We start from the raw sequence: 15,123 nt of genomic DNA on the forward strand, positions 1-15,123 counted from the left end.
ATGTAAATCGTCCCTCAGCAAGACGAATTATCCCAGCTCAGAGCACCTTTCTTCATGAATGACACAGTCTCAGACTGAATTACGGTGAAAGCCGGAGGCTAGCTGGGGTTATCGGCGCGGATGCAGTTTATGTAACCGCGCGAAACGTCTACCGTGCGGCGAGCGTCACAGCATCGGCCGACAGCGGTACCGCTGACCGAACGTCAGTCCGACGAGGTGTTCACGAGCAGTAGGTTCGTCTCCAGGCCGTGTGTGACCTTGTTTGCGACCGAACCGAGCAGCCTCGATGCCCCACTCATGCCGCGGTTGCCGATGACCATCAAGTCGTAGTCCGGGCCTGCCTCGACGAGTGCCTTGGCAGGCAGCAATCCGATCAGCACGTCACGAACGAGTTCGGTGTCGGGCTCGTCGAACTCGAGTTCACCGATACTCGCCGACATCAGTCGTTCGCCCTCTTCCTGATCTTTCGCGACCGTGACGAGGTGCGGGGTTGCCCCCATCGCGTGCGCCAGTTGCATTCCGCGCCTGACCGACTGACGTGACGTCGTCGATCCATCCGTGGTGAGGGCGATCGACTGCCAGCGTGCAGGCAACGTGTGGTGGGCGAACAAGACGTCGGACTCGCTGTGGTGCGACAGGCGGTTGGCGACGCTGCCGAGCACGCGGTCCTTCGCGTTGCCGAGGCTTGCGCCACCCACGATCAGAAGTGAATCGGGATGGTCCGCACTCACCGCAACCAGCTGGTCCGCCGGGGTTCCCGTGGGTTGCAGGACAGAGACATCCGTCACGCCGAGCGAGCGCAGCTTTGCCTGCGCGGTCTCGGAAGCCTCGCGTGCCCACTCGAAACTCTGCGGTTCCGGAACGTTCGTGTAGCCGTCCCACACCGTCACGACCGTGACGCCGACAGCGAGCCCGACGGCGAGAGTCGCACCCAGTTCTATCGCGACCTCGGAATCCGAACTTCCGTCTGCCCCGACCAAAATGCCTGGATACGCGTCCATTCCGCTCGTCCTTTTCACTGTCGCCACCGCAGGCCGCAATACTGCCGGTCTCGTTCTGATCGATTGTTACTGCAGTTCGGAAAGCCCCTGATCGACACCGTACGGCGCGACTCGACGCTACCACCAGGGCACGGCGAGCCGGTGTCGAATGTCGATGCAGAGCGCCCGGTGGCAATGGCCTACCACACATCCGCGAAATGGGGAATCGGGGGATGGGCACGGTAATGTTCGCGTGCGTCTACCGCGGCCGCAGTTGTTTCTACCACGCCCGGTGAACGGTGAATGGAATCAGGGCGACCGGCTCGAGAATGATAGTTCGGAGGTGCGTAGTTCGTGGACCATCACCTGTTGATGGAGCTCATCACCATCCCGTTGTTCACGGGAGTCATCGGGTACATCACGAACTGGACAGGCGTCCTGATGTTGTTCGTGCCGATCGAGTTCAAAGGGTTTCACCTTCCCGGCCTCAAGTTCTTGTTCCCCTATTGGCCGCGACGAGTGCAGGTCCTTCCCGTATTCAAGGACGGTCACCGCTTCGGATGGCAAGGGATGGTGCCCTCACGTGCGGAGAAGATGGCGAGCATCGCCGTCGACAAGAGCCTTGTGAAGGTCGGCAATATCTCCGACTTCTACCGCGAGCTCGATCCCGACAGCATCGCCCAACATTTCGCGCAGACGTTTCTGCCGCAGATCCGCGCCGTCGTCGACAGCATCATGATCAAAGAAAATCCTCGGCTCTGGTACAACCTGCCGAATTTTGCGAAAGAAGTCGTCTACAAGAAAGTCGAAGACGATCTTCCCGCGAATGCGACAAAGATCGCGGATCAGATCGGCGAACATCTCGAAGAATTGATCGACGCGAAGTACATGGCGATTCGAATTCTCACCGAGAACCCCAAACTGCTCAACGACATCTTCAGAACGATGGGCGCAAAAGAACTGCGCTTCATGCAGAACTTCGGCTTCTACTTCGGACTGCCGTGCGGCTTCGTCCTCGTCGGCGTGTTGCAACTGCTGCCGCACTGGTGGGTGTTGCCGATCGGCGGAATCATCATCGGGTGGGTCGTCAACTACATCGGTCTGACGATGATCTTCGAACCACTCGAACGCAACAAATGGGTGCCGTGGAAGCAAGGGCTTCTGCTCAAGCGGCGAGACGAGATCGCGGTCGGATTCGGTGAGACGTTCTCCAAACACGTGATCACGCTCGACAACATCAGCCAGGAACTGCTGACCGGTCCGCGCTCGGATCGCTCGCTGTTGTTGCTGGAGAACACGATGCGCGACACGGTCGACGAAGCTGTCGGTCGTGCCCGATTCGCCGTCAAGACAGCGGTCGGCAGCAAAGAGTACGAGCGGATGAAGGCCGCGGTGATGCCTGCAGCGCTGGAATTTATGCCGCAGATCTTGAACGACCCGGAGTTTGCCGACCAACAGGCGAAGAAGATCAGCACATTCGTGCAAACTCAGATGAGTAAGCTCAGCAACAGAGACTTCGGTGAGCTGCTTCGTGCAGCAGTCAAGCAAGACGAGTGGTTGCTGTTTGTTCATGGTGGTGTACTTGGAGCCTTCGCCGGGTTCCTTCATCTAGCGATATTTCCGATGTGAGAATGATGAGCAACGAGATAGCACTGAACGGGCAGCGTCAGATCAGCAACGAGGCACGCCTCATACGCGGTGGCTTCAGGCTTGCGAGCCTGCTCGCGGGATCGGCGCTTCGCGCTACGGGATCCGCGGTGGACGTCGGTCGGCAGATCGTGCAAGCCGCGATGGACGGCGAATCCAACCAGGAGATCGCGGAGCGGGCAGGCTCGGCGATTCGGTCGCTGGCACGCAACACGCTCGGCGTCACCGACGCCTCGGTTCGCGAAATCGTTTCCTACGTCCCGTCCGGACTCGGTTCGTCGCCGACTCAGCCGATGCAGGCGATAACGGCGCGTGCCACCTCGGATCAATTGCGGATGCGTGGCGAAGCGCTTCTTGCGCAATCGGCCGACGTGTACAGCTCCGACGACCTGCACCCGGCTTTCGACCGAATTCTCGAAGAATTGGCTCCCGACGAAGCACGCATTCTTCGGTATCTCGCGATGAACGGTCCGCAGCCGTGCGTCGACGTGCGCACCAATCGTCCGCTCGGAATCGGCTCGGAAACCATCGCGTCCAATCTCAGCATGGTTCCGGAGAAGGCGGGTTGCCGTCGTCCCGAACGCGCGAAGTCCTATCTCGTGAACCTCGTTCGACTCGGTTTGGTCTGGGTTTCCGACGAGCCGACCGAACTGAGTTTGTACATGGTCGTCGAAGTGCAGCCCAATGTTGCCGACGCTATGAAGAAGGCCGGTCGCGTTCCCAAGATCGCTCGTAAGAGCATGCGGCTGTCCGCATTCGGCGAGGATTTCTGCGAAACCTGCTTCCCGGTCGAAAAGCACAGCTGAACTTTGTAATTCGGCTATCGATATCCGGTCGCGGGTGAGATGGTATGCAGCATGGACCTCGAGGCCGTTGCGGCCATCAGTCGACTGAAGTATCGCTATCTTCGTTGCCTCGATACTAAATCTTGGGACGAATTCGCCGACACCCTCACCCCTGACGCGACCGCTACCTACGGGGTCGACCTGCAATTCGAGTCGCGGGACGCCCTCGTCGACTTCATGCGCAATACGTTGGGCCCGCACGTCATTACCGAGCACCACTGCGATCATCCCGAGATCGATATCGATGGCGAAACAGCCACCGGCATCTGGTATCTCGCGGACACCGTCCTGATTCCCGAACACAACATGGTGCTGCGCGGCGCCGCCTTCTACTCCGACCGGTACGTCCTGTGTGACGACGGCGAGTGGCGAATCGCCCACACCGGCTACGAGCGCACCTACGAGGTTGTGGTCTCGCTCAAGGATGTGCCGAGCTTCCAGCTGACGTCCAATCGCTGGGCGATGCACCAGCCACGGTCGGCGTGATGACGTCGCCTGCGGACTTTCCTCGACCGGGTGCCCTGCCCTATCTGACGGTTCGTGGTGCGCAGGCGGCGATCGACTGGTACCGAAGTGCGTTCGGCGCCACTGTGATCGGTGATCCGATCGTGATGGACGACGGCCGGATCGGGCATGCCGAACTGCAGTTGCCGAGCGGTGTGGTCTACCTGGCCGAGGAGTTTCCAGAGATGGGCCTCACTGCGCCGGAGTCCGGGTCGACGTCGGTGAGCCTGATGCTTCCGGTCGCCGATACCGACGTGGTGCTCCAGCGCGCGCACGATGCGGGCGGAACCGTCGAGCGGTGGATCTCCGAAGGCCACGGTCGACGAAACGCGACGCTGATCGATCCGTTCGGCCATCGCTGGATGTTGAGCGGTCCGCCGAAAGCCGGGTCCGATTGAGTGCGTCCCGCGACGTTCGCGCCTGGTTGCGGACGGTTCCGATGGCGCAGCTCGTCGAGGACGGACGTAGTGAACCCGATCCCGACGCAGTCCCCGACGCGGTCTTTCTCGACTGGCTCGGGCACGCGATCGATGCTGGTGTCGCCGAGCCGCATGTCGCGGTGTTGGCCACCGTCGATGGTTCCGGTGCGCCGGATGCGCGGGTGTTGTTGTTGCGGGACGTGACACCCGAAGGTTGGTGGTTCTCCGGTCCGTCGTTCTCGCCCAAAGGGAGGCAGCTTGCCGCCAATCCTGCTGCGGCGCTGACGTTCTACTGGAGTTCGGTCGGGCGTCAGGTACGCATCGCAGGCCGGGTGAGCGAAGGCTCGGCCGTTGCTGTTGCGCGTGATTTTCACGAGCGGTCGCGAACCGCGAAGGCCGTGGCAACGGCAAGCAAGCAGAGCGAGGTGCTCAGCAACGAGGGTGACTATGCAGCGCGTGTCGACGAGGCGGCGACCGTGCTCGACGAGCATCCGGATCAGGTACCCGAACACTGGCGAGCCTGGTGCCTCGAAGCCGACACGGTCGAGTTCTGGCAAGCCGAACCGGGCCGACGTCATCAGCGCTGGCGCTATCGGCGCACGTCCGATGGCTGGCTCCGGGAGACACTGTGGCCGTAAGGGCGCTCCGCGCCTCGTGAGTCCTTTGGTGGGCGGGCGCGCCGAAAAGACGCACGACCGGCGCCGCGGCCTAGTCGGCCGTAGCGACCAGCGGTTCGAGGGTGAGTTCCGGCATTTCCTTCTGGATGTACTGCAGTCGCCACTTGTCGCTGACGAGTGCGAGGAGCACACCGTCGGACCGGGTGAAGACTTCGACCCCTCGCTGGCGACCCAACTCGTCCGCCGATTCCGCGTCGGTGCGCCGAGCAATCCCGTAGCCGAGCGGTTCCATCCGTGCCTCGACGTTGAACTCCGCCTTCATACGAGCGGAGACGACCTCGAACTGCATCGGCCCGACCGCAGCAAGCACCGGCGCGGCGTCGCCACGAATCTCGTTGCGTAGCACCTGAACAACGCCTTCGGAATCGAGCTGGTCGACCGCCCGCCTGAACTGCTTGTACTTGCTCGCGCTCTCCGCACGCAACACAGAGAAATGCTCGGGAGCGAACGACGGGATAGGCGGATACTCGACCTTCTTGTCCGCATACAGCGTGTGGCCCGGTGCCAGTGCAGTGGCATTGACCAGTCCGACGACGTCGCCCGGAAACGCACTCTCGACCGTCGATCGCTCGCGGCCGAACACCGTCTGCGCGTACTTGGTCGTGAACGGTTTGCCTGTCTGGGCATGGGTGACGACCATGCCGCGCTCGAACACTCCCGACACGATGCGCATAAACGCGAGGCGGTCGCGATGGGCGGCATCCATGCCGGCCTGCACCTTGAATACAACAGCGCTGAACGGATCGGTGACCTCACGTTCCCGACCGTCGATTGCCGCGCGCCCGCGTGGTGGCGGCGCCAGCTCGATCAAGGTGTCCAGGATCTGACGGACGCCGAAGTTCAACATCGCCGAGGCGTAGATGACCGGTGACGTCTGTCCCGCGAGGAACAATTCTTCGTCGTGGTCCTGGCCGGTCGCGGAGAGCAGCTCGCTCTCCTCGGCAGCCGTCTCCCACTCTTCGCCCTCGCGGATCGCGGCGGCCTCGGCAGTCAAGATTTCCTCGGGCGCGATAGTCGCTCCGCCTGCGGTACGCGTGAAGCGGATGTACTCGGTGGCGACGCCGTCCTCGCCTCGACGCAGCAGCCCACGGAAATCGCCGGCAATGCCGACAGGAAGAAACAGGGGAGTCGGGACGAGGCCGATACGTTCGTTGATCTCGTCGAGCAGTTCCAGCGGCGCCCGACCCGGACGGTCCCACTTGTTGATCACGGTGATCACCGGAATGCCGCGATGCTTGCAGACCTGGAAGAGCTTCAAGGTCTGCGGTTCCAGACCCTTCGCGGCGTCGATGAGCATGACCGCGGCGTCGACGGCAGTGAGGACGCGGTAGGTGTCCTCGGAGAAGTCGGAGTGACCAGGGGTGTCGACGAGGTTGATCACGTTGTCGACCGAACTGCCTGCGGAACGGTAATTGAACTGCAGCGCAGTCGAACTCACCGAGATACCGCGAGCCTTCTCCATCTCCATCCAGTCGGACACCGTGGACCTACGGCCCGCTTTGCCGTGGATCGCACCGGCTTCGGAGATGACTTTTGCATGCAGCGCAAGGGCTTCGGTGAGCGTCGACTTACCAGCGTCGGGATGCGAGATGACCGCGAACGTACGACGACGCGACACTTCCTCCGCAAGGACCTGCGAAGCTTTGCCCTCGCTCCGCTCCACCGGCGCAATATCCCCCTCGCTCCGCTCCACCGGCGCAATATCCCCCTCGCTCCGCTCCACCGGTGCACCGTCGGCGGCGTCGTCAGCGAACACGTCGGCCGAATCGGGCGGGGTAGTCACGGGAGGTCCTCTTCGTAGGTGAAGCAGTCAGGTGTCGAGGGTAGTCCGACTCAGTGCAGTCGGTTCTGCGCGGCTTCCAGGCCGACCTGCAGCAGCAGCTCGACGGCGTCGGCAGCTTCTTCACAGACGACACCCAGATCTTTGCGCTCCGCAGTGGAGAACGGCTTCAGCACATAGCTGGCGGGATCCATCCGGCCCGGTGGACGACCCACACCGAAGCGCACGCGCAAGTAGTCCTTCGTTGCGAGCGAGCTCGAGATCGAGCGGAGCCCGTTGTGGCCACCTTCGCCGCCGCCGAGCTTGAGCCGAACGGTTCCGAAGTCCAGGTCGAGTTCGTCGTGGACGACGACGATGCTGCCCGGATCGATGGAGAAGAATCGGGCGAGCGCAGCCACCGGCGGGCCGGACACGTTCATGTACGAGCGCGGCTTGGCGATCACAACTTTGCGATCGCCGAGCCGCGCTTCGACAACATCTGTGCCGGACTTCTTGTGAACGCCGAATGTGCTCGCCGAGCGAGCTGCCAGAACGTCGGCGACCATAAATCCGGCGTTGTGGCGGGTGTTCTCGTACTGCGCACCCGGATTGCCCAGCCCGACAACGAGCGCTGAGCCCGTTGTCGGATCGGACATGGGCAGTGGGTTCTAGCCTTCTTCGGAGTCGCTCGAGGCGTCGGCGGCGTCGCCTTCGCCCTCGGCGCCTTCGCCTTCAGCCTCTTCGGTCTCTTCTTCTTCCTCGGCCTGCGGTGCGACAACGTTGACGATCAGCGTCTCGGGGTCGGCCTGCAGCGTCGAACCCTTCGGCAGCACAAGCTCGCCTGCGAGGACCTGGGTGCCGATCTCGAAGCCTTCGACCGAGACCTCGATCTGCTCAGGGATCGACATGACGTCGGCCTCGATGGAGATGGTGTTCGCGTCCTGTGCGACAACCGCACCCGGTGCGGCGTCGCCCGTGACGACGACGGGGATGTCGACGGTGACCTTCTCGCCCTTCTTGATCACGAGGAGGTCGGCGTGCTCGATGTAGCGACGGATCGGGTGAACGACGACCGACTTGGTGAGTGCGATCTGCTCCTTGCCCGCGATGTCGAGGTGGAGCACGGCGTTGGTGCCGTTGTCGCGCAGAACCTTTGCGAACGAACGGGAATCCAGAGCGAGGTGCTGCGGATCGGTCTGGTGGCCGTAGAGAACGGCGGGAACCTGGCCGGCACGACGGGTACGACGCGCAGCGCCCTTACCGAACTCGGTGCGGACGATGGCTTCGAGACGATTGACGTCTGAGGACATGATGAAACGGCTCCTAGAACTTCGATTTACGATCCGGCAATGGTCTACTCGTCTCGGCAGAGTGGACAGACGAGGACAGGACGGCCGGGGAGCCGTGTCCGCGTCGATCACGGTGAGCGAAGCAAGCTGACACTTCACAGTCACCCTCGCCGAGACAACGCGAGAACTTTACCGCATCGCTCGTTGGCGTTGTTAACCGGTGTGTTCTACCTGCGACGACACGAATTCGGTTGCTTCGGTTCGAGCTCTCGGAGCTGTCACAGGCACGCGACAGCGGCGACGAAGCTGTCGAGATCGTCATGGGAAACGAAGTAGTGCGGCGAAGCCCTGACGAGCGCTGAGATGCCTCGCGCGGTCATGTCGAGCAGTGTCGAGCTGCGGTGGCTGACCGTCACGATCATGTTGTCGGCGGCGAGTCGGTCCCTGACGTTTTCGGGCTCGACGCCTGCCACGGTGAACGACACGATCCCACTTCGGTGGTTGCCGAGGTCGAGGGGCGTGACGTTCGGTAGCTCGGCGAGGCTGGTGCGCAAGTAGTCCGCGCGCTCGGCGACCTGGGCGTAGACCGTGTCGGGGCCGAGGTCGAGCAGGTACCGCAATGCGGCTCCGAAGCCGAGTCGGGCGGCGACGTCGTGTTCCCAGAATTCGAACCGCGCGGCGCCTGCGGCGACCGTGTACTCGTCCGCCGCCGTCCACGCGGCGCTACCGAGGTCGAGGGTTGCAGGCTGCAGTGCCGCGGCCAGCTCGGCACGGACGTAGAGGAACCCGGTTCCACGAGGTGCGCGCAGCCATTTGCGGCCCGTAGCGGACAGGGCGTCGACACCCAGCGCCGCTACGTCGACGGGCAACTGTCCCACCGATTGGCAGGCGTCGAGGAGCACGAGCGCGCCGACTCGGTGGGCAAGTTCGACGACTTCGGCGACCGGGTTCACCAGGCCGCCGTTGGTCGGCGCGTGAACGAGCGACACCAACCGCACTCGATCGTCGAGCAAGCTTTCCAGCGCGGTGAGGTCGATCTGCCCGGTGGAATCGCTTGGAATTACATCGACGATCGCACCGGTTGCCCGCGCCCGTTGCAGTACCGCGATCGCGTTGCTCGCGTACTCGACTTCGCTGATCAGGACGCGATCGCCCGCGTGGAGCGGGACGGCGTAGAAGAAGTCGGTCCAGGACCGTGATGCGCTGTCGCTCAACGCGATCGACGTCGCTGGCTCGGCCGCATTCAGCAACGTTGCGATCGAGCGTTTGACCTCGGCCAGGTCCTCGAGTCGCTCGCTGCCCGCGCGGTAGCCGCCGATCTGCGTCTCGCGTCGTAGGTGGTCGACCATGGTTTCGACGACGACCTGCGGGGGTAACGACGAACCAGCGCTGTCGAGAAACACGGTCTCCCGGCAGCCGGGCGTGTCCTCGCGTACGCGCTCGAGATCGAACATGATCGCGACAGTACCTACAGCTGGATACAGCGTTCGCTGTGCACGGAAGTTATGACGAGTTCATGAACGTCATGCTCGCCGTCACGCTGATATCCATTTACTGTCGGTGGCAGTCTCTACGATCGCCTGTACCGGACCCACCCGCCAAGGATCGGAGGTCATCATGGCGATGGCACTGGACAACTCTCTGCTCACGACGCGGGCTGCTGCCGAAGCGTTCGTCGGGGGTGTGTGCTTCAAACTCGGTCCACCCGCACTCATCGGTGCCGAACTCGAATGGCTCACCGTCCGGCAAGCCTCTACTAACGGTGACTGTCCGAATTCGCCGACACTCTCCACCCGACCCAGCCTTGCCACGATCGCGGCGGCACTGGGACCGCACACACCGAAGTCGCTCGATCCCTCCTCGCCCGCCGACCCACTTCCTCGTGGCAGCTACATCACGATCGAACCCGGCGGCCAGATCGAAATCTCGAGCGCACCGTTTTCTTCCGCCGAGCAACTGTGCCGGTCGTTGCAAGAAGACGAAGAATATTTGCGCACACTCCTCGCCACCGAGTCCATTGCAGCCCTCGCGCGTCCGACGGACGCAGATCGGCCGCCCGAGCGGTTGCTGCGAGCCTCCCGCTACACCGCGATGGAGGATCGGTTCGCGAGCATCGGCCCGTTCGGAACCCTGATGATGTGCAACACCGCAGCCACTCAGGTCAGCGTCGATGCAGGCCGCGATGCTGCCGACGTCGCTGCACGGTGGAACGCACTCGATGCCATCGGCCCGGCGTTGCTCGCTGCCTTTGCATGTTCCCCGACCTTGGCAGGCGCGCCGGCAGGCCGGTGGGCGTCGCAGCGCATGCGGACGTGGCTGCAGTTGGATCGATCCCGAACCTCGCCGCCGCTCGGTGATTCGACCGATCCGATCGCCCGATACGCGCAGTGGGCGCTCGACGTTCCGTTGCTCTGCGTGGTCGGCGAGCAGGGCGCGAACTGGGCGGCACCGCCCGACGCGACGTTCGCAGACTGGATTGCAGGATCGCTCGACGACCTCATCGACAGGCGTCCGACCCGGTGCGATCTCTCCTATCACCTGACCACGCTGTTTCCACCTGTGCGGGCGTCCGGTCATCTGGAGGTTCGCTACATCGATGCCCAGCCCGGGCACCTGTGGGCGGTTCCGATCCACGTGCTCGATGCGCTGCTGTCCACTCCGGAATCGGTCGCATCGGCGACGGCGCTGGCAGCGGGTACCGCGCACAGATGGTGGGACGCTGCAGAGTTCGGGCTGGCAGACGCAGAGCTTCGTGCGACGGGGGTATCCCTGTTCGAGTTGGCCGCCGAGCACACGGAGTGGCCCGATGCGTGCACGGCGTTGCGTGCAGCGGCACAGCGCTGTCGCAACGGGGTTGCACCGGGAGCGGACGAACGAGGAGAGGACGCAGGTCGATGAGTGAGACAGAAGCACTGCGGACCGAACTTGCGGCCGCGCTGACGAGGAGCAGGGCTCGATCGGCTGCGCTGACGGATTGTCTGGACGAAGACGAACTGGTTGCTCAGCATTCTCGGCTGATGAGTCCGTTGATCTGGGATCTCGCGCACATCGGGAACCAGGAGGAACTGTGGTTGGTGCGTGACGTCGGGGGTCGGGAGCCGGTCCGGAGCGACATCGACGAGCTGTACGACGCCTTCAAACACGCCCGCTCGAATCGGCCGCAGCTGCCGCTGCTCGGTCCTGTCGAAGCTCGGACCTACGTCGGGCAGGTTCGCGACAAGGTCTGGGACATTCTCGACACGTCACCACTGCGCGGAAATCGGCTCGAACACGACGGCTTCGCGTTCGCAATGATCGCCCAGCACGAGCAACAGCATGCCGAGACGATGTTGGCGACGCACCAATTACGCAGTGGCCACGCGGTTTTGGCCGCCGCCGCACCGCCCGCCCCGAGTCGACGCGTAGTCGGCGGCGAGGTTGTCATCGCCGCAGGGGAGTTCACGATGGGCACTTCGACGGAACCGTGGGCGCTCGACAACGAGCGGCCTGCCCATCGACGCCACGTTCCTGCATTCGCCATCGATGTCGCACCGGTGACCAACGAGCAATACCTGGCCTTCATCGCCGACGATGGCTACGACCGGCCTGAACTGTGGTCCGACCGCGGTTGGGCGCATCGAATGGAGGCGCAGTTGGTCGCGCCCGAATTCTGGGAACGAGATGCAGGCGGGCGGCGGTGGCGTCGCAGGTTCGGCACGATGACCCCCCTTCGTCCCGACCAACCCGTCATGCACGTCTGCTACTTCGAAGCGGAGGCGTACGCGACGTGGGCAGGCAAACGACTGCCGACCGAAGCCGAATGGGAGAAGGCTGCCCGGTTCGATCCGGACACCGAAAGGTCACGTCGATTCCCGTGGGGTGATGCCGATCCGACCGACTCTTCTGCCAACCTCGGTCAGCGTCATCTCGAACCTGCCGATGTCGGTGCGTACCCGGCGGGTGCGTCACCGGCTGGTGTGCACCAGCTCATCGGTGACGTGTGGGAGTGGACGTCGTCGAGCTTCGAGCCGTACCCGGGCTTCGAAATGTTTCCCTATGCCGAGTACTCGCAGGTCTTCTTCGGCGGCGATTATCGGGTGTTGCGCGGCGGCTCGTTCGGAACCGATTCGGTCGCCTGCCGCGGGACGTTCCGCAACTGGGACCACCCGATCCGCAGGCAGATCTTTGCCGGGTTCCGTTGTGCGCGTGATGTTCTCGATACGACCCGCGGCGGGCGGTAGCGAGCGGGCATGTGCCGTCATCTCGGCTATCTCGGTCCGGCTGTGCCGGTGAGCGAACCGATCACCCGCGGTCCGCACTCGCTCCGCGTGCAGTCGTGGGCCCCACGCGAGATGCGTGGTGGCGGGACGATCAATGCTGATGGGTTCGGCGTCGCGTGGTGGCCTGCGCAGGCTCCGGGCGACACGGATGCCCTCGATGCCCAGGATGTTGAGCCGACTCGCTACCGCAACGCCGCGCCGATCTGGACCGATCCTGCCGTCGACGACGTGCTGTCGCAGATCGAGGCGACTGCCGTGCTCGGCGCGGTGCGGTCGGCAACGGTCGGCATGCCGGTCGAACGTACTGCGTGTGCGCCCTTCACCTCGGGTCGCTTGGCCTTCAGCCACAACGGTGTAGTGCCCGACTGGCGAGCGGTATGCGCAGCCGTGTCGAAGGAGGTCGGTGGCGTCGACCCGTTCGAACTCGAAGCCTCCACCGATTCGGCCGCGCTGTGGTTGTTGGTCCGGGCGTTGCTCGAGCGCGGCGCCGACCCGTCGGAGGCCTTGACCGAAGTGGTCCGCCGCGTCGTCGCCGAGCGAAGTGAGGCGCGGGCGAATCTGCTGCTCGGTGACGGCGAACAGCTATGGGCGACAACCTGTTACCACTCACTGTCGGTCCTCGTCGACGACACGAGTGCAGTTGTGAGTTCCGAACCGTACGACGACGATCCCCGATGGCAGCCGATCGACGACCGCTCGGTCGTCACGGTCCGTCCTGGGCACGTTGCGATCGAATCCCTATGACCTCGTCTTGTGCAGACGACCGATACCGAGGAGTTGCTCGATGACAGCACCGACCCTGGAGATCCACCTCTCCGAGGAGCAGATGACAGAGGCGCTGCGAACCGATGCGCGTGTCGGTCTGACGGCGTCACCGAAGTGGTTGCCGCCCAAGTGGTTCTACGATGCACGGGGTAGCGAACTGTTCGAACAGATCACCGAACTGCCCGAGTACTACCCGACTCGCACCGAGCGTGAGCTGCTGCGAGCCAGCGCAGCCGAGATCGCCGCGGTGAGTGCACCGCAGATCCTCGTCGAACTCGGTTCGGGATCGTCGGACAAGACCAGACTGCTCCTGGATGCGATGACCGCGCACGGCACCCTCGAACAGTATGTGCCGCAGGATGTTTCACCGGCCGCATTGGGTAGCGCCATCGAGGCGCTCAGTCGCGACTATCCAGAACTACAGGTGCACGGCGTGGTCAGCGACTTCACCGACACCCTGCATAACCTGCCGACCGGCGGGCGCCGGATGATCGCGTTTCTCGGCGGCACGCTCGGTAATTTGGTGCCCGCCGAGCGGGCGGAGTTTCTGGCAAGCATCGCCGCGGTTCTCGAAACGGGCGAGCAGTTGCTCGTTGGCGTCGGTTTGGTGATCGACCCGGCGATACTCGTTCCGGCCTACGACGACGCCGCGGGTGTGACCGCGGAGTTCAATCGAAATGTCTTGCATGTCCTCAACAATCGACTGTCGGCGAACTTCGAGCCCGATCGTTTCTCCCACGTCGCCTATTGGGATGCGGACAACGAGTGGATCGAGATGCGTCTCGAAGCGACGGCCGACATGACGGTCCACGTCGAAGATCTCGGACTGACGGTCGCATTCGGCACAGGCGAACAATTGCGAACGGAAATCTCCGCGAAGTTCACCCTCGACGGAATCGGTCGCGAGCTTGCCGCCGCCGGCTTCGACGTCGAACAAACCTGGACCGATGCCGACGAGCGTTTCGCTCTGATCTGCGCAGGGAGGCGGTAGGCGAGGTCAGCGCCTCGTGAGCTGCGCCGCTGGGAAACTCACGCCGGTGAGGTCCTCGGATGCGGTCCACAGGCGCTTGGCCAGTTCCTTGTCGCCCGCTTCCTTGGTGCGGCCGACCAGTTTCGGGTTGCCGCGCATCTCGTAGAGACCCTTCGGTCCGACGTAGCTGCCGCCGGGGATGTCCTGGCTCGCGGCGAAGAGGCTCGGCCATGCGCCTGCGTCGGCGTCCTGCGCAAGCACCATGTTCCCGATCTTCATCCCGAAGTCTGCGATCGGGTTGGCGGCGTGGGACTGCAGGTTCGTCGCGGACCAGCCCGGATGCGAATTGAGCGCGCGCAGCGGTGAGCCTGCGTCGTCGAGTCGACGTTGTAGTTCGAGGGCGAACAGCAGGTTCGCGAGCTTCGACTGACCGTAGGCGCCCATGCGGTTGTAGCTGCGCGTCTTCCAGTTGAGGTCGTCGAGGTTGATCGTGCCGCGTCGGTGCGCCTGCGAGGCGACCGTGACGATGCGGTCGGTGATATGGGGGAGCAGCTGGTTCGTCAGTGCGAAGTGGCCGAGATGGTTTGTGCCGAACTGGGTTTCGAAGCCGTCCTTGGTTTCGCCGTGCGGCGGAATCATCACGCCTGCGTTGTTGACGAGGACGTCGATGTCGCCGGTCCACTCGTCGGCGAAACGCCGAATCGAGGTCAGGTCGGCGAGGTCGAGTTGGCGAACTTCGACGCTGCCCTTGGTCGAGCCCGCTGTGATGGAGGCGGCTGCCTCGGCGCCGCGCTTCGGGTCGCGGACCGCAAGGACGACGCGCGCGCCGACCCGAGCGAGTTCGCGAGCGGTCACGAGGCCGATACCGCTGTTGGCGCCGGTGATGACGACGGTCCGGCCGTCGAAGGATGGGAGTTGAGCCGAGGTCCACTTGGAATTTGTCATGCCACCAATGTAGGCACTGACAACAAAGTAGTCAATGCCAACATTTTGCGGAATGTTCGGTATT

The 15,123-nt window shown here is 63.5% G+C and carries 15 protein-coding genes; 9 read left to right on the forward strand and 6 right to left on the reverse strand.

From position 1 onward, the window contains the following. Nucleotides 1–203: 203 nt before the first annotated feature. A complete protein-coding gene (locus ACHIRB_RS29715) occupies nt 204–1,001 on the reverse strand; it encodes a universal stress protein (RefSeq protein ID WP_395112285.1) in 798 nt (265 codons plus the stop codon). A gap of 333 nt (nt 1,002–1,334) precedes the next feature. On the opposite strand from ACHIRB_RS29715, the gene ACHIRB_RS29720 reads away from it, so the two are divergent. The 5 genes from ACHIRB_RS29720 to ACHIRB_RS29740 are packed head-to-tail and all read left to right on the forward strand — an operon-like array spanning nt 1,335 to nt 5,033. After that, a complete protein-coding gene (locus tag ACHIRB_RS29720) occupies nt 1,335–2,609 on the forward strand; it encodes a DUF445 domain-containing protein (RefSeq protein WP_199705388.1) in 1,275 nt (424 codons plus the stop codon). Between the two features lie 5 nt (nt 2,610–2,614). Then, nucleotides 2,615–3,433: an Abi-alpha family protein gene (locus tag ACHIRB_RS29725; protein ID WP_199705387.1), complete on the forward strand. Its 819-nt coding sequence runs from the start codon at nt 2,615–2,617 to the stop codon at nt 3,431–3,433. A 51-nt stretch (nt 3,434–3,484) separates the two neighbouring features. Next, nucleotides 3,485–3,958, forward strand: coding sequence for a nuclear transport factor 2 family protein (locus ACHIRB_RS29730; RefSeq protein ID WP_199705386.1), 474 nt, complete (start codon nt 3,485–3,487; stop codon nt 3,956–3,958). Then, complete coding sequence (locus tag ACHIRB_RS29735) at nt 3,958–4,374, forward strand: VOC family protein (RefSeq protein WP_199705385.1); 417 nt, start codon at nt 3,958–3,960, stop codon at nt 4,372–4,374. Before ACHIRB_RS29730 ends, ACHIRB_RS29735 begins: the two co-directional genes overlap by 1 nt. Nucleotides 4,375–4,415: 41 nt before the next feature. Then, the gene (locus ACHIRB_RS29740) at nt 4,416–5,033 is read left to right on the forward strand and encodes a pyridoxine/pyridoxamine 5'-phosphate oxidase (protein ID WP_395125239.1); all 618 of its coding nucleotides are present in this window, start codon (nt 4,416–4,418) and stop codon (nt 5,031–5,033) included. 70 nt (nt 5,034–5,103) lie between these two features. Here ACHIRB_RS29740 and ACHIRB_RS29745 read toward each other — a convergent pair whose 3' ends face one another. From ACHIRB_RS29745 to ACHIRB_RS29760, 4 genes are all read right to left on the reverse strand, one after another. Next, nucleotides 5,104–6,744, reverse strand: coding sequence for a peptide chain release factor 3 (locus tag ACHIRB_RS29745; RefSeq protein WP_395112296.1), 1,641 nt, complete (start codon nt 6,742–6,744; stop codon nt 5,104–5,106). Nucleotides 6,745–6,905: 161 nt separating this feature from the next. After that, on the reverse strand, nt 6,906–7,487 hold the full coding sequence (gene pth / locus ACHIRB_RS29750; protein WP_199705383.1) for an aminoacyl-tRNA hydrolase: 582 nt from the start codon (nt 7,485–7,487) through the stop codon (nt 6,906–6,908). Between the two features lie 12 nt (nt 7,488–7,499). Next, nucleotides 7,500–8,141 (reverse strand): 50S ribosomal protein L25/general stress protein Ctc, encoded by a 642-nt coding sequence (locus tag ACHIRB_RS29755; RefSeq protein ID WP_199705382.1) that lies wholly within the window; start codon nt 8,139–8,141, stop codon nt 7,500–7,502. A 257-nt stretch (nt 8,142–8,398) separates the two neighbouring features. Further along, nucleotides 8,399–9,574, reverse strand: a complete 1,176-nt coding sequence (locus ACHIRB_RS29760; protein ID WP_395112283.1) for an aminotransferase class V-fold PLP-dependent enzyme — start codon at nt 9,572–9,574, stop codon at nt 8,399–8,401. A gap of 163 nt (nt 9,575–9,737) precedes the next feature. Between ACHIRB_RS29760 and egtA the strand changes: the two genes are divergently transcribed. The 4 genes from egtA to egtD are packed head-to-tail and all read left to right on the forward strand — an operon-like array spanning nt 9,738 to nt 14,135. Further along, nucleotides 9,738–11,018: an ergothioneine biosynthesis glutamate--cysteine ligase EgtA gene (egtA, locus tag ACHIRB_RS29765; protein WP_395112282.1), complete on the forward strand. Its 1,281-nt coding sequence runs from the start codon at nt 9,738–9,740 to the stop codon at nt 11,016–11,018. Further along, nucleotides 11,015–12,340: an ergothioneine biosynthesis protein EgtB gene (gene egtB, locus ACHIRB_RS29770; RefSeq protein WP_395112281.1), complete on the forward strand. Its 1,326-nt coding sequence runs from the start codon at nt 11,015–11,017 to the stop codon at nt 12,338–12,340. The genes egtA and egtB overlap by 4 nt, the downstream gene beginning before the upstream one ends. Before the next feature lie 9 nt (nt 12,341–12,349). Further along, nucleotides 12,350–13,123, forward strand: coding sequence for an ergothioneine biosynthesis protein EgtC (egtC, locus tag ACHIRB_RS29775; protein ID WP_395112280.1), 774 nt, complete (start codon nt 12,350–12,352; stop codon nt 13,121–13,123). A gap of 40 nt (nt 13,124–13,163) precedes the next feature. Next, entirely contained in the window at nt 13,164–14,135 is a 972-nt protein-coding gene (egtD, locus tag ACHIRB_RS29780) for an L-histidine N(alpha)-methyltransferase (RefSeq protein ID WP_395112279.1), read from the forward strand. Nucleotides 14,136–14,141: 6 nt separating this feature from the next. Here the strand turns inward: egtD and ACHIRB_RS29785 are convergent, their stop codons facing one another. Then, on the reverse strand, nt 14,142–15,059 hold the full coding sequence (locus tag ACHIRB_RS29785) for an oxidoreductase (RefSeq protein WP_395112278.1): 918 nt from the start codon (nt 15,057–15,059) through the stop codon (nt 14,142–14,144). Between the last annotated feature and the right edge of the window lie 64 nt (nt 15,060–15,123).

The sequence above is a fragment of the Antrihabitans spumae genome, assembly GCF_043944905.1.
Lineage (GTDB): Bacteria > Actinomycetota > Actinomycetes > Mycobacteriales > Mycobacteriaceae > Antrihabitans > Antrihabitans spumae.

What these genes read in the sequence shown, in the direction of transcription:
- ACHIRB_RS29715 (WP_395112285.1), bottom strand. Translation starts at nt 1,001, where the DNA reads ATGGACGCGTATCCAGGCATTTTGGTCGGGGCAGACGGAAGTTCGGAT.
- ACHIRB_RS29725 (WP_199705387.1), top strand. Translation starts at nt 2,615, where the DNA reads ATGAGCAACGAGATAGCACTGAACGGGCAGCGTCAGATCAGCAACGAG.
- ACHIRB_RS29730 (WP_199705386.1), top strand. Translation starts at nt 3,485, where the DNA reads ATGGACCTCGAGGCCGTTGCGGCCATCAGTCGACTGAAGTATCGCTAT.
- ACHIRB_RS29735 (WP_199705385.1), top strand. Translation starts at nt 3,958, where the DNA reads ATGACGTCGCCTGCGGACTTTCCTCGACCGGGTGCCCTGCCCTATCTG.
- ACHIRB_RS29740 (WP_395125239.1), top strand. Translation starts at nt 4,416, where the DNA reads ATGGCGCAGCTCGTCGAGGACGGACGTAGTGAACCCGATCCCGACGCA.
- pth (WP_199705383.1), bottom strand. Translation starts at nt 7,487, where the DNA reads ATGTCCGATCCGACAACGGGCTCAGCGCTCGTTGTCGGGCTGGGCAAT.
- ACHIRB_RS29755 (WP_199705382.1), bottom strand. Translation starts at nt 8,141, where the DNA reads ATGTCCTCAGACGTCAATCGTCTCGAAGCCATCGTCCGCACCGAGTTC.
- ACHIRB_RS29760 (WP_395112283.1), bottom strand. Translation starts at nt 9,574, where the DNA reads ATGTTCGATCTCGAGCGCGTACGCGAGGACACGCCCGGCTGCCGGGAG.
- egtA (WP_395112282.1), top strand. Translation starts at nt 9,738, where the DNA reads ATGGCGATGGCACTGGACAACTCTCTGCTCACGACGCGGGCTGCTGCC.
- egtB (WP_395112281.1), top strand. Translation starts at nt 11,015, where the DNA reads ATGAGTGAGACAGAAGCACTGCGGACCGAACTTGCGGCCGCGCTGACG.
- egtC (WP_395112280.1), top strand. Translation starts at nt 12,350, where the DNA reads ATGTGCCGTCATCTCGGCTATCTCGGTCCGGCTGTGCCGGTGAGCGAA.
- egtD (WP_395112279.1), top strand. Translation starts at nt 13,164, where the DNA reads ATGACAGCACCGACCCTGGAGATCCACCTCTCCGAGGAGCAGATGACA.
- ACHIRB_RS29785 (WP_395112278.1), bottom strand. Translation starts at nt 15,059, where the DNA reads ATGACAAATTCCAAGTGGACCTCGGCTCAACTCCCATCCTTCGACGGC.